General features: G+C 37.7%; 18 protein-coding genes. 16 read left to right on the forward strand and 2 right to left on the reverse strand.

All coding sequences use genetic code 11. The features are described 5' to 3' along the window. The 14 genes from NAT51_RS12885 to NAT51_RS12950 all read left to right on the forward strand — a co-directional run. The coding region (locus NAT51_RS12885; RefSeq protein ID WP_250599250.1) for a tetratricopeptide repeat protein at positions 1-773 on the forward strand (773 nt) is incomplete at its 5' end. A gap of 43 nt (positions 774-816) precedes the next feature. Beyond that, the gene (locus tag NAT51_RS12890) at positions 817-5,946 is read left to right on the forward strand and encodes a lamin tail domain-containing protein (RefSeq protein ID WP_250599252.1); all 5,130 of its coding nucleotides are present in this window, start codon (positions 817-819) and stop codon (positions 5,944-5,946) included. Further along, the gene (locus NAT51_RS12895) at positions 5,936-6,385 is read left to right on the forward strand and encodes a hypothetical protein (protein ID WP_250599254.1); all 450 of its coding nucleotides are present in this window, start codon (positions 5,936-5,938) and stop codon (positions 6,383-6,385) included. The genes NAT51_RS12890 and NAT51_RS12895 overlap by 11 nt, the downstream gene beginning before the upstream one ends. 287 nt (positions 6,386-6,672) lie before the next feature. Beyond that, complete coding sequence (locus NAT51_RS12900) at positions 6,673-7,401, forward strand: hypothetical protein (RefSeq protein ID WP_250599256.1); 729 nt, start codon at positions 6,673-6,675, stop codon at positions 7,399-7,401. A 5-nt stretch (positions 7,402-7,406) separates the two neighbouring features. Then, positions 7,407-8,339 (forward strand): hypothetical protein, encoded by a 933-nt coding sequence (locus tag NAT51_RS12905; RefSeq protein ID WP_250599258.1) that lies wholly within the window; start codon positions 7,407-7,409, stop codon positions 8,337-8,339. A 2-nt stretch (positions 8,340-8,341) separates the two neighbouring features. Then, positions 8,342-8,848, forward strand: a complete 507-nt coding sequence (locus tag NAT51_RS12910) for a hypothetical protein (RefSeq protein ID WP_250599260.1) — start codon at positions 8,342-8,344, stop codon at positions 8,846-8,848. Between the two features lie 49 nt (positions 8,849-8,897). Then, positions 8,898-10,112: a polymer-forming cytoskeletal protein gene (locus NAT51_RS12915; protein ID WP_250599262.1), complete on the forward strand. Its 1,215-nt coding sequence runs from the start codon at positions 8,898-8,900 to the stop codon at positions 10,110-10,112. Then, positions 10,100-10,429 carry a hypothetical protein gene (locus tag NAT51_RS12920; protein WP_250599264.1) on the forward strand — a complete coding sequence of 110 codons (330 nt, stop codon included), beginning with the start codon at positions 10,100-10,102 and terminating at the stop codon, positions 10,427-10,429. Before NAT51_RS12915 ends, NAT51_RS12920 begins: the two co-directional genes overlap by 13 nt. Then, complete coding sequence (locus NAT51_RS12925) at positions 10,422-10,895, forward strand: type II secretion system protein (protein WP_250599265.1); 474 nt, start codon at positions 10,422-10,424, stop codon at positions 10,893-10,895. The genes NAT51_RS12920 and NAT51_RS12925 overlap by 8 nt, the downstream gene beginning before the upstream one ends. Then, positions 10,885-12,021 (forward strand): type II secretion system F family protein, encoded by a 1,137-nt coding sequence (locus NAT51_RS12930; protein ID WP_250599267.1) that lies wholly within the window; start codon positions 10,885-10,887, stop codon positions 12,019-12,021. Before NAT51_RS12925 ends, NAT51_RS12930 begins: the two co-directional genes overlap by 11 nt. A gap of 303 nt (positions 12,022-12,324) precedes the next feature. After that, entirely contained in the window at positions 12,325-14,160 is a 1,836-nt protein-coding gene (locus tag NAT51_RS12935; protein WP_250599269.1) for an autotransporter outer membrane beta-barrel domain-containing protein, read from the forward strand. 80 nt (positions 14,161-14,240) lie between these two features. Next, complete coding sequence (locus NAT51_RS12940; protein WP_250599271.1) at positions 14,241-15,062, forward strand: AraC family transcriptional regulator; 822 nt, start codon at positions 14,241-14,243, stop codon at positions 15,060-15,062. A 72-nt stretch (positions 15,063-15,134) separates the two neighbouring features. Then, a complete protein-coding gene (locus NAT51_RS12945; RefSeq protein ID WP_250599273.1) occupies positions 15,135-15,704 on the forward strand; it encodes an NAD(P)H-dependent oxidoreductase in 570 nt (189 codons plus the stop codon). A gap of 283 nt (positions 15,705-15,987) precedes the next feature. Next, on the forward strand, positions 15,988-16,158 hold the full coding sequence (locus NAT51_RS12950) for a hypothetical protein (protein WP_250599275.1): 171 nt from the start codon (positions 15,988-15,990) through the stop codon (positions 16,156-16,158). Positions 16,159-16,227: 69 nt separating this feature from the next. On the opposite strand, the gene NAT51_RS12955 is transcribed toward NAT51_RS12950, so the two are convergent. Both NAT51_RS12955 and NAT51_RS12960 read right to left on the reverse strand, forming a co-directional pair. Next, on the reverse strand, positions 16,228-16,908 hold the full coding sequence (locus NAT51_RS12955; RefSeq protein ID WP_250599277.1) for a hypothetical protein: 681 nt from the start codon (positions 16,906-16,908) through the stop codon (positions 16,228-16,230). A gap of 67 nt (positions 16,909-16,975) precedes the next feature. Then, positions 16,976-17,365, reverse strand: a complete 390-nt coding sequence (locus NAT51_RS12960) for an SPOR domain-containing protein (protein WP_250599279.1) — start codon at positions 17,363-17,365, stop codon at positions 16,976-16,978. Positions 17,366-17,582: 217 nt separating this feature from the next. Between NAT51_RS12960 and NAT51_RS12965 the strand changes: the two genes are divergently transcribed. Together NAT51_RS12965 and NAT51_RS12970 are read left to right on the forward strand one after the other, a co-directional pair. Further along, the gene (locus NAT51_RS12965) at positions 17,583-18,914 is read left to right on the forward strand and encodes a c-type cytochrome (RefSeq protein WP_250599280.1); all 1,332 of its coding nucleotides are present in this window, start codon (positions 17,583-17,585) and stop codon (positions 18,912-18,914) included. 33 nt (positions 18,915-18,947) lie between these two features. After that, complete coding sequence (locus NAT51_RS12970; protein WP_250599281.1) at positions 18,948-21,983, forward strand: TAT-variant-translocated molybdopterin oxidoreductase; 3,036 nt, start codon at positions 18,948-18,950, stop codon at positions 21,981-21,983. Positions 21,984-21,996 lie beyond the last annotated feature (13 nt).

Genomic DNA, 21,996 nt, shown 5'->3' on the forward strand with positions numbered 1-21,996 from the left:
AACGTACGTTCCATATCACCAAAGAAAAAAAGAAACACTTACGTGTTTTATTGGACAGACATAAGAAGGATGCTGCAAAGAGCCTTGTGTTGTCACAGAGACTTTTTGATCTGGATCCATCCGATTCGTTATCGTTTTTCGAATTGAAGAAAGCTTACCGTGCCAATGGGAAGTACTTTGAGTTGATCAAAGAGCGTCAGAAGTTTGCCGATAAACATCCTTCGGTTTACAGTTATCTTGGAGTGGTGGACGCCATTGAAGAGGCGCACAGTAAAGGAAAAGTAACAGCCGAATCACTGAATAACGGTGTTTCAATCCTGAAAATGGTTTTGGACAACTACAATCTGGTAGACAAAACTGCAGTTGATGTGTTGGATAAGCTGGGTAAGCTGTATGTGGCACAACGAAATTATTCGGACGCGATAAAGATACTTGAGAATACTATTTCGATAGTAACAACTAATTCACCGTCTGTAGTAAACAAATTGATTTACCGTTATGCGAGCGTTTTATTGGCTTCGGGTAATTTGCAGAAAGCGAGAGAGGTATTGCAGATCGGACTTAAGGAAGGGGATGTTGCCACTACCAATCTTACCAAGTTGAAAACCCTTTCAGATAAGAAGGAAAAGGAATCGTTCAAGCATAAAATTCCGCTATATCATCTTCTTTATAAAGTATACCACTCGGCAGGAGACAGGGAACAGAGCGGAAGGATTCTGATGCAACTCAAGTCATTCAACCCTTCGGATAAATTTGTTCAGGGGAGAAATTAAAAAAAACAGAAATTAACAATCAACAACAAAAGACGTTGTTTTTATGATAAAAAAACTTTTACTAACAGGGTTATCCATTTTATGTTTCGGCCTTCACGCCCAAACTGTTCTTAATACACCCGTAACAACTTCGCAAACGGTTGTAGATCCGGTTTCGGTTACAATGCAATCCGGTTTCAGTGTTAATTCGAATCCTAACATTGTTTTTGCGGCAAAAACCGGGACAACATCATCTAACAATCCTACAATTTGTAACCAGTATGGTAAAGTGGTGATTTCTGAGATTCATTTTGATACACATTATAATGAGCGTATTGAGGATAAGTACCATTTTTTTGGGGAGTATATTGAATTGTTTAACTCATCGACATCTCCAGTTGACTTAACCGGTTGGATTATCAAGGATAACCATACGGAGTTTGTTCTTACGGCTGATGCAGTAAACGGTAATTTTATTATACCTCCGGGAGGTCATAAAATTATTACTTATGGTGGATTCAGGTATTATGGGGCGATGTCTTATACTGATCCCTGGCCAGGTACAGCCGGTGGAGCGCAAAGTGCGATTGGCGGGCGGGCTAAATTTGAAGAATTATTTCCTGATGTGTTGACAGCTAGCGGGTATAATGCTGCAAATGATGTCATACTCCAGAACACAATGGTGCTGTTCAATCTGGAAGATAAAGTGTCAATTCACGCTCCAAACGGTAAACTAGTGGATCAGGTCACTTATAGACAGGATCAGGTTAATAATAATCTGCATTTAGGTTATGATGATACTAATTGGGCTGTGATTGGTCCTTATTTGAGTAATGATGATGGTGGCGTTTTTAATGGTCCCATGGGAGGTATACCGGCCAGAGATCCAGTAACAGGAAATTATATTTTGGATGTTGACGGAAATCGTACATACAGTGGTATTGATAACAATTTAAAGAAAGCTATTTACCGTTCAACAGTGGAAGGCTATTACACAGGAGGTTCAACGACTTTTGCCATTGCTACCGCTTCACCAGGAAGCAATCCACAGATTGTTGTGCCTTTGATGCAGTTGGATCCTTACATGACTACTTTGACATTAACCAATCCTAATAATGATAATAATACTGAATCCATAGCATATGATATCAAGGACGGAAGTATAATTGGTCACTCAAAAACGTATTTTGATGAATTAGGAAAACCAAAAGTATTTGTCAGTAAAGATTTTCAAACGAACCTGACTTGGGGAACAGAAATGGTTTATGATGATTTTGGCAGACAATGGAAACAGTCGTTTCCTACGCCGACATGTATGGGATTTGATAACATTAAATATCTTTCAGATACCACTTATAAATCACAGTTTTTAGATAAATATTACAGTGATAATAATGCTTATGAAACTCATCAGGCTACAGCTGAACAACCGTATTCTCAGATTAATTATGATGACAGTCTGAATCCGGGGAATATTATTAATTTAGTTGGAGGTAATAAAATAGACAATGAATGGAAATCAAGTTATTCATATACGGTTCCTGCAGCGCAGGAGATGTATTATGCCTTTGGGTCCAGTCATTTTTACGATAACAGGGATGTCAATTATTATTGTGATATGCCTGGTAGCAGTAAAATATACCCTGATTATGATGGATTAGGGTTAACTGCGTATAGGATTAAAGTAGTTACTTCAGATAATGATTTGGCACCTCTTCCTTATACAAATGCTGCTTCGCTTGACTACTTCGATATGAAAGCAAATTCACCCCTTGAAATAGGGAAAATTTACAAGGTTTTAAGATATGGTTATCCTACTTATGTGCAGATTTTAGAGCAAACAGGACCTTTCAGAAATACACAAAACCTTTGGCCGTCAATGAAAATTTTGGAAGGGAATTGGAGTACTTTTTCTGAAATTAGCCAAAGTATTTCCAACGATGCAGTCATACAAGAGACACAGACGGTGTTAAATGATCCTAATAAAATTATTGCAGGATTAAAATGTGTTAAAAACATCATGGTGGATGCAAACGGAGTGGAAAATGTCTCTTTTACAGACAGCGATGGTAAAATTTTAGCAGCAGCAAGATCAGGTGGGACACAACAATATCCAGTGACTTCTTTAGTCGGGAAAGACGGTTTTGTGGATATACACTTGCCAAAAGGATGTGATGGTACACTTACATTTATAGGTGGCGCATCTTTGTATAAAGTATTTGATATGCGAAACGGTAATGTGCTGACAGCTGCTGAAAAAGCAAATTTAGTAGCCGGTGTTTACCGAGTGGAATTAATAAATGCCGCTGTGCAATCAAATTTGACGTATATCGATAAAACAACAGGTAGTATTGGAGTTGTGTCTGCCAATGGCAAAGGAGTAAATTATAAAGTAAATTATTATGATTATTCGCTAAATATTTATAATAATACAGGTCAGTTAATTAAAATTTTGCAACCTAACGGATATCAGCAGAACGCTACGATTGTTATGCAGCCTGCTCATATGCAACCTATGGCCACTGCTTTTATTACTACTTTTGCTTATAATGGTCAGGGACAGGTTAAAGAAATGATAAGTCCCGATGAAGGAACTTATAAGTTTGCTTATCGTAATGACGGACAAATCCGTTATTCACAAAATTTGCTGCAATCCGATTCAAAAGTGTCATATACTAATTATGATGAGTTGGCACGACCTGTTGAAAGCGGTGTGATAACCGGCACCACGGGTATCTGGGTCCAGGCTTCAGTTGATCCTGATGGTGCTTTAATATCGACTCCTGGTCTTGCATTTTCAGAGCAAACCGGGACGATTTATGATTATCCTGAAAATAATACAACCTCAGTTGCAATTCCGTCAAGTCTGACATTAGCTAATGTGCTTGCTGCAGAGGGAATTAATACAGTAAACTATCTTCAGGAAAATCTTTATGGTAATATCGCAATTACTTTCGGTAAGAATGGTTCAACCATTAATGCAGTGAGTTGGTATAGTTATGACGCCTATGGGAGGGTGAATTGGATCGTACAATATGCAGAAGGATTGGGAGCGAAAACCATTCATTATGAATACGATTATAAAGGAAACGTAAATAAAGTAATCTACCAAAAAGATAAAGCAACAGAGCTTTTTGTACACCGCTATACTTATGATTTAAATAATATACTGGTTAAAGTGGAGACTTCTACAGATAATACGGCATTTATTACACATGCGGATTATGAATATTATGTTTCAGGTGAGTTAAAAAGAGTAAATATTGCCCAAGGGACTCAAGGATTGGATTATGTATATACTTTAGAGGGGCAACTCAAGAGTATTAATCATCCAAGTTTAGAGCAAGCCAAAGATCCGGGACATGATGGGAATGATGTATTTGGGGTGATGTTAGATTATCATAATGGAGACTATCAAAGAGCTAATACCAATATAGGATCTTCATCAACTATTGCTGGAGTAAATCAGGATTTTAACGGTAATGTCAAGGCGGTACGTTGGTCAAATAAGAATGATATTGTGGGAGGAGTGGCTAACCAGAGAGCATATATGTATAATTATAACCGAAATGGATGGTTAGCTGATGCGACCTTTGGGACTACTAACAACGCAGGGGTTATAACTACTTCCGGGATGTTTAAAGAAGGAGCAATAACCTATGATGCTAATGGTAATATTAAGAGTTTACAACGAACCAATGAAACGGGACTGATGATTGATAATCTTGCTTATGATTATACCACTAAAAACCAATTGAGCAGGGTAAACGATATGGTAGCTTCAAACGTTGTGTCTTATGATGTTGATTCACAGTCGCCTAATAATTATGAGTATAATGCCATAGGACAATTGTGGAAAAACAACGCTGAAGGATTGGAGTATTTTTATAATTCAGAGGGATTGACTACCGAAGTTAGAAAGGGTGGTAATACAATAGTGAAGTTTTTTTACAATGAGCACGGTTATCGTATCAGTAAGGAGTCATACAACATAAGTGGGGTGCACCTGTACACAGATTATTATGTACTCGATGTTGGAGGGAATGTTATGGCAATTTATAATAAACCGGCTGGGGGTATTATTAAACAAAAAGAATTGTCAATTTATGGTTTGTCGCGTTTAGCTATATATACTAAAGCACCTTTGCCAATTAATGATTATATTACTTATGAAATTGCTGATCACTTAGGGAATGTTCGTGCAGTGATTAAAAAAATAATTAACAATCCAGTTGTAGCTATATTTACGTCTGATTATTATCCTTTTGGAGAAAAATTACCTTCAAGGGATAACATGACAAATGAGTACCGTTATGCATTTCAAGGACAGGAACTTGATGGAGGAACCGGAATGGAAGCTTTTCAATTGCGTTTGTGGGATGGAAGAATTGGAAGATGGTTGAATCCTGACCCCTATAGTGAGTTTTTCTCACCTTATTTAGGTATGGGTAATAATCCCATAAATCTTGTCGATCCAGATGGAGGAGCAGTCGGAGGTCCAGAATTTCCATCAAATCCTGAGAAAGGGCAAATTTATAGCCATTGTAATGAAGGAACTACTTGGACTTACGAGTTTGATGGGAAAAGTTGGATCGGGATTGGAGCTTACTCTGTTATTGAGGAGGTTGTCATTAAATCTGGGCCGACAACCAGTGGTTGGTCAAGATTTACGGGAGGTTTACAAATGATTGGGGGAGTTGCTGAAATAGTTGTTGGTGGTGTTGGTGGAATTTTGACAGCAGAAACAGGTGTTGGAGCTGCTGTAGGCTATGCGGTTTTTATGAATGGAATCGATAATGCCGTTACGGGAGCAAAACAATTGTGGACAGGTCGTGATCAAGATACATATTTGCACAAAGGAACTTATGCTACAGCAAAATTTGCTGGAGCCAGTAATGAAACTGCTGAGAACATTGCTACCGGGGCAGACATTGCAACGATTGCTTTGGGAGGAGGAAGTTCACTTAAAAATGCAAAAAAATTAAAGCCTATGTTGGATTTTAGTAAAATGAAACATGGGAAATGGCAAGTCGGTTTAAGGGCAATTAATACAAAAAAGCATTTTAGAATAGAAAGACATTTGGTGCAAGCTAGAAATGGAAAATTATTAAGAACTCATTTTAACTATGGAGTGAATGGTGCTAAGCACTTTTTTATTAGGAATGCAAAAGAATTAAAACAATATGCTAAATAGTGATTTTATAAAACAAATTGAACCTGAATTAGGGACAAATTTTGTATTGGAATTGATGCATAATTGCTTTTTGAATTTTAAGGAAAATTTAGATTACAATTTAGAAGTCTATAAGAATTCTTTATCTATAGATATTAAAAATGAATATAATAAATACCTTTTTATTGATTTGTCAAATAAATCATTGGAAATAAGATTTGATTTTTCTGAATTATTAATATTTATAGATGAAGTTGATTGTGAGATTGTTGCTAAATTATTAAATGATTTTTTTAAAGGTAATTATATTTTGAAGACAGCTGTTAAAAATGAATTAATAGTAAGTCAGGAAATCTTATTTATTGATGAGGATCTGTCTCAATTTAATAGGGTAGATATATATGGTAATCAAAAAGCCGATGAAATATCTCAAAAAAGAGGTTATAATTGGTTTAATTAGTCTGAATATTTGTTTTCAAGAATATTTGAATCTCCTGGGATAAGAAATATTTTCTCATGGTAGTTCGCTGTTTTCAGATCTTGATTTGTTTAACTCTTTGTTATTGTATAGTGCATACTATTTGAAAAGAAGCGACTTCAACTAAATTACAAAAGCTGTTTAGTTCTGTAGCAAATTACTCTTAGCTGTAAAAGATATAACATAAAATGTATCGTTGTATTCAACCTCGAACCGATAGTTTTGCGTTATCCCTTTTAATCCGTACTTTTACACCCAAATTTTTAAAAATGAAAAAAATAACATCCGGTTTGCTTCTTGTATTCCTGATTGCCTGCCAGTCAGTTAAAATTAATAAGGAGAATTACGATGTAAGCAATAGCATTGTTGAACTGGGAAGTATCGGTTCTGTTAAATCGTCATTTACCAAAAACACATTTGAAAGTAACGCATTTCCTGTATTGGAAAATAAAATCCGTTTGACGGTCGAAATAGTTCCTTTTTCAAAAAAGACAGCCAAAAGTTATTTTAAGAAAAACAAGTACAATCAAAATGCTGCAAAACTGAACTACGTTGACAGTTTAGACGTAAAACCGGAAATGATGGTTCTTAAAATTGCCGACAAGTTGGGTTATGTGACCGAGCTTAACGAATCTTACAATGAAAAGATTTTTAACCTGCTTTCTAATTCTTCAGACTTCAGGGTGGTTTCTTCGGTTGCGGTTTTTCCTTCCAATGAGGAGTTAATGAAAATTAAACAGTCAGATGCTTATTATCTGGTTAACAATCAGGATAAAAAATATACTGTCGCTTTGTATAATGAAGGTAAAAAGACCGGAACACTTGAATTGAAACCGGAGCGTATTTTAGGGTATCAGTCGGGGTCGTTTTGCTGGTCATCGAATGCGAAAGGGAAGTGGTATGTTGCTGATATGGTGAATTCCGGAAGTTCATGCCAAGGGAAGAGCTTTTCCAAAATCAAGGAAGATAAAAGAGAAGAAAGTTTATTTAAAATGTAATGAAGATGAAAGAAAAAGTGATTCTCAGATTATTAGCTTTTTTAGCTTCTTTCTTTTTTTTGTCATGCGAAGAAATCTTATTGGAAGATGATATTTCAGAAGAAGAAATCATCTTGGTGGCACCACAAGATAATGCACAGTTTAATACGACAACCGTGAATTTGAATTGGGAAGCTGTTCAATATGCCAAAAAGTATCATATCCAGATTGCAAAGCCTAATTTTGATGCTCCTTCCCAAATTTTGGTCGATACCGAAGTTACAACACTTTCTTATACAGCCCAATTGAATATCGGCACCTATCAATGGCGGGTTCAGGCAATTAGCGGAAGTACGTCAACACTATATAAAACGAGAACGATTACAATTGCCAATAACAGTAATTTTCAGGACAATGTAGTAATGTTGACTTCACCGGTAAATAATTTTATTACCAAAACACCTACACAAAATCTTACCTGGCAGTCTGTGATTGGTGCAACGAATTATCAATTACAGATTTATGATAATACGAATACAATTGTTACCAACCAGAATTTAAATGCTACTAATTTTAATTATTCTTTTCCGGACGGAAGTTTTACCTGGCGGGTAAGAGCAAGTAATGGCTCTGAAAATACTTTGTACAGTTCTAATTCAATATTAGTGGATACTACAGTTCCTAATATTCCGACTTTAATTTCACCTGCAAATTCAAGTACATCGGGAACCAGTGTTGTATTTACATGGTCCAGAACAAATATATCGGGTAGTACGGAGTATGATAAGATATACATTTATAAAAATGTTTCTTTGACTGATTTGCATTCTGAAACCCAAGCAACCAGCGGGTATAATACTACCTTAACCCCGGGGACTTATTATTGGTTTGTTAAAGGATTCGATGTAGCAGGAAATGAAGGGAACCGTAGTTCTGTTTATACTTTAATCATCAATTAAGTATGAAGAGCAAGAAAAGCATTTATCTATTGTTGCCTCTGGTACTGGGTATCTGGGGAGCGGTGTTATATCAATTCTTTTCATTCAGTGGGGAAGAAGAACAATTGGAATCGGGACCATCTGAAATGGCTAATCTATCACCTTTAAAGACCTTTGCCGTAGATACTGCAGAAATTGATGTTAATTTCCGGGATCCTTTTTTGGGAGGGACTTATCAACCGGTAACGGGTAATAGTATATCAGGTAATTCACTAAAAGTTAAAAGGATAAAAAAAGAAAAACCGGTAGTTAAAATAAAAGAGCCATTGGTTTGGCCTGATATCAAGTATAAGGGAATTGTGTCTGACACAAAGAATAAGAACAAAGTCTTTATGCTTGTTATTAATGGACGGACTTATTTGATGAAAATCGGCTCTACCGAAAGTGAAGTTACTTTAATGGATGGAGATCGTGAAACCATTGATGTAAAGTATAAAAAAGAAGTCAATCTGATCCTGATTGAAGAGTAAAATGATTATCAGGAGACTAAAATCAGGGGCTCTACAATTTGCGGTTTTTATGGCAGTGCTTATTGCATTGCTGCTGTCCGGATTAATTCTCTATGCCTATACCTTGGGCTATTTTAAAAAACAATCCAAAGCATCAATAGAAAATGTACAGTTAGCAAATAATGTATTTGCCTCACTGTTGCATCAGGAAAAATTATCTGCTGATACGGTTAAAATTAAACTTAGCGGAGAGGATTTTTTAAGTGAATCATATCTTTCGCAATGGGGTTGTTTTCAAAAAGCATTTGTCAGAATGGAAAACCGAAAAAAAGTATTCGAAAAAGTAGCTTTGTTTTCCAGTATTTTTAATGCAAATTCTTCTCCGACTCTATGCCTTAAGGAAACTTATAATCCATTGACCGTTGTGGGACAAACAAAACTACAGGGGAATGTTTTTTTACCTTCCCAAGGAATAAAACCGGGTTATATCAACGGGAATAGTTATTATGGCGGCCAACTGGTTTATGGGCCGGTGAAGGTGAATGGACCTAAGTTACCTGAACTTAATGTGGAGTTTCTAAATGAACTGAAAGGGAACTATAAAAAAAATGAACAGTCAGTTGAATCAATAGGGAATCTCAATCAAGGCACCAATTTTAATTCTTTCAGAAAGGCTACACGTATTTTGTATTCTGATGCTGAAATTGTACTGGACAATGTAAGTTTAACCGGAAATTTCATTCTGAAATCCGGTATAATGATAAGGGTTAGAAGTTCGGCAAAACTTAAGGATGTAATACTTGTAGCGCCAATTGTAATTATAGATGACAATACTAAAGGTAGTTTTCAGGTTGCTGCTTCCCAGGCTATTGAAGTTGGTCGTGGTGCTAAGCTTGAGTATCCATCAGCTTTAATGCTCTTTGATGAAAAGATGACCAGTGATGCCAATACGGCTGAATCAACAATAAAACTTTCTGAGAATGCAGTTGTAAACGGCAATATATGTTTTTTGCGGCAGTATGAGCAAATGAGTAACTTCAAGACTAATATTCTTTTTGAAAAAGGAGTTACTGTGACCGGGCAGGTTTATTGCAATGGTAATCTGGAAATAAGAGGGAAGGTGTCCGGGGCGGTTTTTGTCAATCAGTTTGTGGTTAATGAAGCGGGCTCAGTTTTTGTGAATCACATTAACAACGGAGTCATCGAAAATGTGAATATTCCGATAATGTATTCAGGTTTGCTTTTTGAGAAACAGAAGAAAGGAGTTGTGAAATGGTTGTACTGAAGAAATTGAAATCGGCAACATTGATTGAAGCACTTGTAGCAACTGTGCTTATTGTTGTGATTTTTATGGTGGCCAGTACTATTTTGAATAATCTGGTTTTGAATACCTATTCAAAAAAAGAATATATTGTGAATTACCGCCTGAATGTTTTAGAATATGAACTTCAAAACCATAAGCGTCAGGTTCCTTATGAAGAAGTTTACCAGAATTGGAAAATTGTGATTAACGGTAAAGCCAAAAATGGTATTGATACATATGAAATCAGTGCTGTTAATGATAAAGGCAAGGAAGTAAAGAGGGAGCGGGCTTATGAGTAAAAAAGTGCATTCTTTTACATTGGCAGAGTTAATTGTTGTAATGATTATTACAGGGATAATCGTTGGCTTGGCATTTTCGGTTTTGCGTATCATTCAAAAACAGATTGAAGTAATCGGGAAAGACAATGAAAAAGCGGTTCAGGTAGTCTTTCTTGAACAGATGCTCTGGCATGATTTTAACCGCATGCAAAATGTCGAATCTCTAGGTAAAAATCAACTAAAAATGAAATCAGAATTGGACAGTGTTGTGTATGATTTTAAAGAAAGTTTTGTTCTTCGGAATCAGGATACAATTAAAGTTGCTGCAGCTGTTGAAGAAGTGTTTTTTGAATCGGATAAAGTTAGAATTGGTCCTATTGATGCTGTTTCAGTATCCTGTGAGAATGAGATAAAGGAGTATAAGATTTTTGTGTTTAAGAAAAATGATTTGGTTTTTTCAAGAAAGGAGATTGTAAATGGCTTTTAAAATAGAAAATACAGAACCGCAAAAATCAAGTGATAAATCATTTGACGGCGGTATAGAGAGTATATTGAAGAAAGAAATTGAAATCTTCGGTAAAAGTTTTGGTTCAAAAAAGAAACAATACTTTTATCAGGAGCTTGCTGTGTTACTTAAAGCGGGCGTAAGTCTTAAAGATGGTTTAGGCCTTATCTCCGAGTCGATGAAAAAGAAGAATGACAAAGAACGCATTGAAAGCGTTTTGTCTGATTTGATACAGGGAGCTTCTTTCTCCGATTCGTTGAAAAAGACCGGGCAATTTTCAGAATATGAAATACAATCCTTGAAGATAGGTGAAGAAACCGGGAATATAGACAGGATTTGTGATGAGTTAGGGGTTTATTATGCCCGAAAGAATGAGCAAAACAGAGTGATTGTTGCTGCATTGACTTATCCTGCCATTGTGTTGTGTACTGCGATGTTGGTTGTTGTGTTTATGCTTACTTATGTTGTGCCTATGTTTGAAGATATTTTCAGGCAAAACAATATGGAATTGCCATTCCTGACACAGGTTGTGGTTAAATTATCTTATTTGTTGAAAGCGTTTGGTTTTTATTTGTTACTGGTTTTTTTGGGGCTTTTGGTTTCCGTTAAATTTTTTGCCAATAATCCATTGTATAAAAGAGTGGTGCATAAGGTACTTCTGAAAACTCCTCTGATCGGGCCATTTGTGTCTAAGGTGTATATGGCACAGTTTATTCAGGCGGTAGCGCTTTTGACTGCTTCGAAAGTACCAATGCTGACCAGTATTGAAATGGTTTCGGAAATGATTGGCTTTATTCCGTTGCAGGAATCCCTTGAGCGGATCAAAAGAAGTATAGTCTTGGGTAGTTCTTTGAGCGAAAGTATGAAAGGAGATGCACTTTTTGATAACAGGATTATCTCTTTGGTGAAGGTAGCAGAAGAAACAAATCAAACCGAGTATGTTTTCAGGCAGTTGAATGAACAGTTCAGTCAGGAGCTTTTGACACAGTCTAAAACCTTATCGACAGTGATGGAGCCACTCATTATTCTTATTGTTGGAGGACTGGTTGCTGTTTTGCTTGTGGCGATGTATTTGCCAATGTTCCAGCTGAGCAGTGTTATTGGGTAATGATATTTTGTGTTTGATTGTAGATGAAACCTTGTTAAGGTTGGTTGTCTTGCCGATTTTTTGAACGTTCGGTCAGCTTTTTTTATAATCGGTAGATTAGGGAAATGCAAATATTGAAAATATTTTAATTATAAGTGTTTTGTGCTGACTAAAAAAACTAATTTTGCGCCCGAATTAATTTCTCTGTTTATTTAATCAATATTTATTTGTCTTTTGACTGCAATGGCGTTTTATAACTATTGCTTTTGAAGACTTATGCCGATTGGTTACTTAATCCAAAAAAAAATAAAACAAAGCAGTAATATGAAAAAAATCTTCATAGCCCTTGTGACATTGTCTTCTTTTGTTTCAAATGCACAGGTCGCTACTAAATTAGATGTTGCGGATACCCGAAATGATAATGAAACACCAAGCTTTTATACTAAGGGTATAAGGGCGGATTTTAAAGTGAGAAGTGCAATATCAGTGCCAGGAATTAGCCAGCATGGAACATCTTTGACGATAAATCCATGGACAAACCTTGATAATTCAGGAAATAAAATCCATCAACTTCATTTTAATGATGGAGGTTTGTTTTACAGAAATGCGAATCCTTTAGATGCGGCTTGGGGTGTTTGGAGACAGTTTTTGGTGACTAACGATGCCGGAAATGTGGAGTTAAACGGGACAATCATTGCGGGAGTCGGTGCAAGTACCGAGGGGCAAACTATCCTATCAGGAAAATATGGGAACGGAACCTTTTCAAACTGGGGGTCTTTATGGAGTTCGTCGGCTTCTTATATGGGATATGGTGTAAAAGCCAAAACTGGATCGCCAGGTGGATGGGTGTCGAGTACGCCTATTGCATCAGTTAAGTCGGCTGTTACAGTTGATGCGCAAGGTTTTCATGTGTATGGAAGCGGAACGAGCCAGGCATTGGCTGATGGTACGGCAGTTGCCTTGACTGAACAATTAACAGTAAGAGAAACAGGGAATATAGGTATCGGAACCTCAAGCCCGGGAGCTAAACTGGATGTTAACGGTAATATTACGACTACACAAGGTTCGGGAGGAAAGCTTACTTTATTTGAAACAAACAGCACAAGAAATAACAGAGTTGAACTTTCTGCTGATGCGAATGGTGCTAATATCAATTCTACATACAGTACAGGAGGAACAAGTGCAATAAACTTCCTTACTGCAACAACCAATAGAATGAAAATCCTTGATAACGGAAATATTGGTATTGGTGAAACTTCTCCAACTGCAAAATTAACTATAAAAGGAGTTGGATCTTATAATAATGCTCTTAGGGTTGTAAGTCCTAATGCAACCCAAGCATTGGATATTTTGCCCGGATATAAATTAACAAATGGGGATCCTTCAGGGCTTAGAGATGATACAACAATGACAATCCGTTCAAGTGGTGACAACGTTGGAAGTATTGCGTTTGCTACAGGGAATGATGAGAAAGTAAGGATTTCTGGTAATGGTAACGTAGGTATTGGAACAACTAATCCGACTTATAAATTGCATGTTGTTGGGGATTCTTATTCAGAAGGCCATACTATTCAGAATTATTCGCCTGTGTTGACTTTGAAGAGAAACACAACAACAGGAGGTTATATCGAAGGTGTTCAAACACAATTGTTGGACGGAACCAATAACTGGTTTTTTGGTAATGTTGGAACAGATGAGTGGAGAATTTCGAAAGGAGATTACCAACCTGCAAAATTCGTAGTAAAAGACAATGGTAATATTGGTATTGGAACAACTGTGCCAGCCTTTAAATTAGACGTAGTAGGTAAGTCATCTTTCAGTGATAATATGAAAGTGGATGCTAAAATTGAGGCTAAAGAAATTAAAGTTACCCTAACGCCAACTGCCGATTTCGTTTTCGAAGAAGATTACAACCTGCCTAAGTTAGAAGATGTTGAAAAGCATATCAAAGAAAAGAAACACTTGCCTGAGATTGCTTCTGCTAAAGAAATGGAGAAAGAAGGAGTTAATGTAGGTGAATTCCAAATCAAATTGTTACAGAAAATTGAAGAGTTAACGCTTTATACAATTGAACAAAACAAAAAGATTGAAGCACAAAACAAGACAATTCTTGAGCAAAACAAAAGAATTGAAAACTTGGAAAAGAAGATTAAATCATAAGTAAAAGCGTCCTTTAAGGGCGCTTTTTTATTGCTGTTAATTTGATGATTTAAAGATTGTTTCGTTAGTTTTGCTTTCAGATGCAATCAGAAAAAGAAAAATATGAGAGTTTCAGGATAGCAACGCCTGAAGGTTATAAGGAATTGTTTTCCCATTTCTATTATGCGGCTAATTTTACTTCTGAATCCGTAACCAAAACATTATTGCCTTCTTATCAGACGATCCTTATTTTTACGTTTGGGGTAAAGCCTTTTCTGGTTTCTGCAGAAGGTTTTGAAATAGAAGTGGGTGACAGTCTTGTTCTGGGACCGGTTAAGCATTCTTTTGATTATAAGTTGCCTCCTGAAGCTGAGATTTTAGTGGTTAATTTTGAAGGTGATACTTTTTACCGGTTTTTCGGGGAGGCTACTGTGCCGGAGCATGTGCCGATGAATCCGGATTCGTTGATAATGGCTAATTGCTTTACTGATTTGTGGATTCTGTTGAATGAAGAGAAGGATGTCAATAAGCGTATTAGTCTCATACTGGAATTTTGTGCACCATACTTAAAAAAGCGCAATGCTATCGTTGGTCAGCTTGAGGGTTTTGTGGGTGATGGGATGAGTTCGGTAAAAGCTGTGGCACAGGCTAATCATTTAACCGAAAGAAGTATCCAGCTTCTTCATAAAAAGCATTTGGGTTATAGTGCAAAAGAACTTGGCCGGTACAACCGTTTTTTGAAAGTGATACGGCTTCTTCAGGAAAAGATTGAATCTGATGTGAAAACCGACTGGTTTGAAATTGTTGAGCGTTGTGGTTATTATGACCAAAGTCAGTTAATACGCGATTTTAAGCACTACATCAATTTGAGTCCGAAGCAATATCTGAAGTTTCAGCAGGATATCTGTATTGCGAAAGACTGATTTCGTTTTCTTACAATTTTATGATAATGGGGCGTGGTAGTTTTGTCCTGTAACAATTAAAAAGAAAAGATCATGAAACATTTAATCATTTATGCGCATCCGAACCCTGAAAGTTTAAACGGACAATTCAAGCAAATCATTTCTGAACATTTATTGGAAAGAGGACATGAAGTAGAAATCCGTGATTTATACCAGTTGGATTTTAATCCTGTACTTTCTTTGGAAGACGTGAGCGGACAGATGAAGGGTCAGTTGACGGAAGATGTTAAAAAAGAGCAGGAGTATATAACCTGGGCAGAAAGCATAACATTTATCCATCCTATATGGTGGACGGGTTTGCCTGCCATTATGAAAGGTTATATCGACAGGGTTTTCAGTTATGGGTTTGCGTATCGTTATGATCAGGGCGTGCAAAAGGGATTGCTTTCGGGTAAGCAGGCTGTAATTATCAATACACACGGAAAATCCCAGGAAGAGTATAGCAGTATGGGTATGGATAAAGCATTGTTGCTTACTTCTGATCATGGGATTTATAGTTATTGCGGTTTTGAAGTTAAAGAGCATTTCTTCTTTGGTAAAGCCGATAGAGCCAATTTGAATCTTATTGAAGATTGGAAATCCCAGATTAAGAGTGTATTTTAATAGTAATGATTTGTTAATTTGAATGGGATCTGGCTGTAAACAGAGGTAAGTTATATATACTATATACACGCTATAAACACGCTATATATACGCCATATATACGGGATATAATTATGGAGTATGTGTAGAACATTGGTGTTGATCAAGTGATAAGGTCACGGAAATGCAGTTTTTTAGGTTTGATACCAAAATTTTAGCCTTTATAACTGGTTTTCATATTTAACCTTAAGGTAACCTTGGTTTTTTTGAATATGACTAATTTTATAAGATTAAAAAGATAGTCATGTATACGTATTTATTTTACATAGCGATTGCCTTATTTGTAGTGCTTTTTTTAGTCCGTTTTTTGTACATTCAGAATGAAAAAGATAAAAAAAAGTTGGAAGAACAGATGAATGAAGATTACAAGAAGATACAGGAAATTGAGGTTAATGATAAAGATATGATCAACTGATTTATTTTGTTTATAGGGGTTTAGTAAAACAAAAGAGAGCTTTAGTGGCTCTCTTTTTGTTTTTTGCGATTATTTCTTTTCTTCTTTTTTTTCACTGTTTAGTGGTGCGCCCACTGCAATTCCGCAAACATGTCCCGGTTGCCCGTGCGGAGGGTTCATGCCCGGTGCTGTTTCTACAACAGGAGCAGGTGTTGCGGCCGGTGGTGGTAGTGAGCCGGGTATTCCGGTAGAATTGTTTGTTGGTGATACCGTGTATGCGTTAGTTGTATTGGCGGTTGTGGCCGGTTTTGTTGGTTTTGAATTTAAAGGTTCGCCCACTGCGATATCACAACGGTGCCCCGGTTGGCCGTGTGGCGGGTTCATGCCTTTGGCTGTTTTTACAGGTGCTGATACAATTTGTGGAGCTGCCTGTATATTTTGTGTTGTTATTGTTTTGTTTCCGGGAGCCGGAGCAGGAGCCGGTTTTGAATTCAACGGAGCGCCAACGGCAATGTCGCAGCGGTGTCCGGGTTGTCCGTGAGCCGGATTTAAAGCTCCCTGTGTCTGTGTGCCTGTGTTTGCGGGTGTTGTCTGGGTTGTTTGGACCGTTGGTTGCGCTGCTGTTTTGGTAGTGGCAGTGGTTTGATTAGCAGTTGGCTGGTTTTGTTCAGCTCTTACTGCGCCTGAACTTTCCTGCGGTTGCAATTCTTCCTTGCAGGAAGTGATTATTAGTGATAAGCCAATGGTGATGTATAAATGTTTGTATTTCATGATTTTTGGGATTGATGTCCAAATATAATGAAATTGTGGCAAAAAAAATCCGGAACAAAGTTCCGGACTATTTATTAGGTTTCACGATGAAAGCATTCGGGTATTTCTTTTTAAGTTCCGACAGTTTTTTTTCGGCTTCAATCCTTGTTTTGAAATTGCCAACCCATACTTTGTAAATGGGAGTATTGAAAACAATGGTGGCATCTGTGTTTTTAAAAGCTTTTCTGAATTCTGTCAGTGTTTTTTTAGCCGGTTCATTTTCGCCTGTGAAAATCTGTATTTTAAAGCGGTCACTCACATTTAAAGAGCTGTTTACCTTTCTTTTTTCGGCAAGGAGCTGTTCGAATCTGGGATCCTGTTTGATTGTTGTTTTGCCTTCCTGGGCATAGCAAAAACCTGAAATCAAAAGGGTTAGAAGTGCTGGTTGGTATTTCTTAAAAAAATCTAAAATTCTCATAATGAATGGTATTTTGTGCAAAAGTAATGGAATACTGTATATGTTGGTAACTGAAACTTATTTAGAATAATTATAAATTAATAATTAAGATATATTTAAGGTTTTGAGAATAGCTCATAAGTCGTATTTTTGTCGGAGTTTTTTAAATGGCAAATTGTATTCGGTATTTATTGTACTGAAAATTCCGTGCCAAATTTAGATGATAATCATTTAATATATGAAAAAGGTGGGAAACCATAAATCGTTTTTTAAAGTAGTAACGTTAAGTCTTTCGTTATTATTATCAGTTTCTTTTAGTTCTTTTGCCCAAGATGCTGCTGCTCCTGCTCCGGATGCTGCTGCAACTGCGGCTCCAGCTGCTGCCGGTAATGCTGTGGCTGGAAAGGCATTGTTTAACACGAACTGTGCAGCTTGTCATAAGTTGGACACGAAGATGACAGGGCCTGCTTTGCGTGGTGTGACAGAGCGTCACGACAGAGCCTGGTTGGGTAAATGGATTAGAGATTCGAAAGGTATGATTGCTTCCGGAGATGCGGATGCGGTTAAAGTATTTGAAGAGTTTAATAAAGTGGCGATGACTGCTTTCCCTCAGTTATCAGATGCTGATATTGATAACATTTTAGCTTATACTGCTGAGCCAAAACCTGAAGCTGAAAAGCCTGCAACTGCTGGTGGAGCTGAAGCGGGGACTGGTGGAGGAATGTCAAACAACATGATCTTAGGATTGTTGGCTGTCATTTTGGTTCTTTTAGTTGGTGTGTTGTTGATGGTAAACAATGCGTTGGGTAAAATTGCCAAAGCTAACGGTGTTGAGGTTCCTGAGAAGAAAATTTCAGTATTGCCTTTGGTAAGAGCTTTTGCTAAAAACCAATTCCTGGTATTGGTATCTACAATTGTAATGTTGTTAGTTGGTGCTTACTTTGCTTACGGTTACTTGATGCAGGTAGGTGTTGATCAGGAGTATGCTCCGATCCAGCCGATCCATTATTCGCATAAAATCCACGCAGGAGATAACGGTATTGATTGTAAATACTGTCACTCTGCAGCACGTGTAAGTAAAAACGCAGGTATTCCTTCATTGAATGTTTGTATGAACTGTCACAAAAATATTTCAGAATTCCAAGGAGATAAAGATTCGACTTATGTTGAGTATACTAAAGAATTCTATACTGCTGAAATCCAAAAATTATACGATGCAGTGGGTTGGGATAAAACAGCTCAAAAATATACAGGTAAAACCAAGCCTGTTAAATGGGTTAGAATCCATAATCTACAGGATTTCGTTTACTTTAACCACTCACAACACGTTTCGGTTGCGGGAATCGAGTGTCAGAAATGTCACGGTCCTGTTGAGACTTTTGAGATCATGAAGCAACATTCTCCGTTAACAATGGGATGGTGTGTGAACTGTCACCGTGAGACGAATGTTAAAGTTGAGGGTAATGCTTACTATGAAAAAATTCACGCAGAACTTTCTAAGAAGTACGGTGTAGACAAATTGACTGCAGCGCAAATGGGAGGTTTAGAGTGTGGTAAGTGTCACTACTAATTATTTATTAAGAAGCTAATATTTATATACAATATGTCATCAAACAAAAAATACTGGAAAAGTGTTGAGGAGCTAAACGAAAATAGCTCTATTGTTGAGACGCTTAGAAATAACGAGTTTGTTGAAGAAATTCCAACTGATGAATTTTTAGGCGATGCTGCCTCGTTAGCATCTTCTAATACAACACGCCGCGATTTTCTTAAGTATGTTGGATTCAGTACTGCGGCGGCTACTTTAGCTGCATGTGAAGGTCCAGTGCATAAGTCAATTCCTTATGTAGTTCAACCGGAAGAAATCATCCCTGGTTTAGCAGATTACTATGCTACATCATTCTCTGATGGTTTTGATTTTGCTAATATTTTAGTAAAAACGCGTGAAGGTCGTCCTATCAAGATTGAAAATAACACAATGGAAGGTGCTAACTTCCATGCAAATGCCCGTGTTCATGCGTCGGTATTGTCTATGTATGACAGTCTTCGTTTGAAAAATACCAAAATTGCAGGTAAAGATGCGTCTTGGGATGAGGCAAATGCAAAAATTAAAGCCAGCGTTGCTGATGCTAAAGCAAAAGGAGGTAAGGTTGTTTTATTGACTAATACGACTGCTTCGCCTTCAACAGACAGATTGATCGGTCAGTTTTTGGCTGCTAATCCGAATGCTAAGCATGTAGTGTATGATGCGGTTTCTTCTTCAGATGCTTTGGATGCATTCCAGGCTGTTTATGGAGAAAGAGCTTTGGCTGAATATGATTTCTCAAAAGCTAATGTAATTGTTTCTGTTGGGGCTGATTTCTTAGGAGACTGGCAGGGTGGTAACTATGATGCAGGTTATGCTCAAGGGCGTATCCCGCATGCAGGGAAGATGTCGCGTCACTTCCAGTTTGAAGCAAATATGACTTTGTCAGGTGCTTCTGCTGATAAGCGTGTGCCGATGAAAGTTTCTGCGCAAAAACAGGCTTTAGCTAAAATTTATAGTATTGTTACCGGAGCTGCGGTATCTGTTGGTAAATTCGACGGTGAGGCAGAAGTGGTAAAAGCGGCTCAGCAATTGAAAGCTGCGGGAAGCAAAGGTGTATTGGTTTCAGGTATTGAAGACAAAAACGTTCAATTAGTGGTGTTGGCAATCAACCGTGCTTTGGCGAGTGAGGCTTTCAATCCGGTTAATGCACGTCAGATCCGTAAAGGAAATGCTGCTGAAGTGAAGCAATTAGTTGCGGATCTTAATGCGGGTACCGTTCACACTTTGATCATGAGTGGTGTGAACCCGGTATATTCATTGCCAAACGGTGAAGAATTCAAAACGGCTTTAAGCAAAGCTAAGTTGTCAGTTTCTTTCTCAATGAAAGAAGATGAGACAGCTTTGGCTTCATCTATAGCGGTGGCAACTCCGCATTATTTAGAATCTTGGGGAGACGTAAGTATTGCTAAAGGGCAGTATGCAGTTACACAGCCAACGATTCGTCCGTTGTTCAATACAGTTCAATTCCAGGATGCATTATTATCTTGGACCGGGAATGTACAATCTTACTATGATTATATCCGTTCTTCTTGGGCTGGAGCTAAATCATGGAACCAATTAGTGCATGACGGTATTGCAGTTGTTGAGGCTGCTGCCGGAGCAGGTGCAGGTGCTGATTTTAACGGTGCTGCAGCTGTGTTGGCTAATACAAAATCTGCCGGAACTGAATTAGTATTGTATACTAAGACGGGTATGGGAGACGGACAACAGGCAAACAACCCTTGGTTGCAAGAGTTTCCGGATCCATTAACAAGAGCTTCTTGGGATAACTATGTTACGGTTGCTAAAGCTGATGCAGATGCATGGGGCTTGGAGAACTGGAATGTGGCTAATGGAGGTTTGAATGGTAGCTTGGTGACTTTGACAGTTGGAACTGCAAAGCTGGAGAATGTTCCGGTAATGATCCAGCCAGGTCAGGCTAAAGGTACTGTTGGTCTTGCAGTAGGTTACGGACGTAAAGCTGCCTTAAAGGAAGAAATGCAAGTAGGTGTTAATGCTTACAAATTATACAACAACTTTGATAATGTACAGGCTGTTACTGTTGCTAAAGCTGACGGAGAGCATGAATTTGCATGTGTTCAGTTACAGAAAACATTAATGGGTCGTGGAGATATTATCAAAGAAACTTCATTGGAAATTTTCAATACTAAAGATGCTGCGGAATGGAATATCGTACCGGTTGTATCTTTAGACCACAAAGAAGTGCCTGCTAAGTCTGTTGACTTATGGGAGTCTTTCGACCGTACTATCGGTCACCACTTCAACTTATCTATCGACTTAAATGCTTGTACCGGATGTGGAGCGTGTGTTATCGCGTGTCATGCTGAGAACAACGTACCTGTAGTTGGTAAATCAGAAGTAAGAAGAAGCCGTGATATGCATTGGTTGCGTATCGACAGATACTACTCTTCTGAAACTACTTTCGTAGGTGATGGTGAAGTGAAAGCGAAGAGCGACGGATTAATGGAATCTATCTCTACTTTAAGAGCTATGGAGGATCCATCAGAAAATCCACAAGTTGCTTTCCAACCGGTAATGTGTCAGCACTGTAATCACGCACCTTGTGAAACTGTATGTCCGGTTGCGGCTACATCACACGGTCGTCAGGGACAAAACCACATGGCTTACAACCGTTGTGTGGGTACCCGTTACTGTGCAAACAACTGTCCGTATAAAGTACGTCGTTTCAACTGGTTCTTATACAACAACAACGATGAGTTCAATTATCACATGAATGATGATTTAGGCCGTATGGTATTAAATCCGGATGTGAATGCACGTTCTCGCGGGGTTATGGAGAAATGTTCATTGTGTATCCAAATGACACAGGCTACCATACTTAAAGCTAAAAACGAAGGCCGTGTAATTAAGGACGGTGAGTTCCAGACTGCATGTTCTAATGCATGTACTTCGGGTGCTATGGTATTCGGTGATGTGAATGATAAAGAGTCTAAAGTTGCTGCATTGGCAGAAGATAAGAGAGCTTATCATTTATTAGAGCACATTGGAACTAAGCCAAATGTTGTATACCACGTAAAAGTTAGAAATTAATATTAATAAGAAA

This window comes from Flavobacterium amniphilum (assembly GCF_023634845.1).
Lineage (GTDB): Bacteria > Bacteroidota > Bacteroidia > Flavobacteriales > Flavobacteriaceae > Flavobacterium > Flavobacterium amniphilum.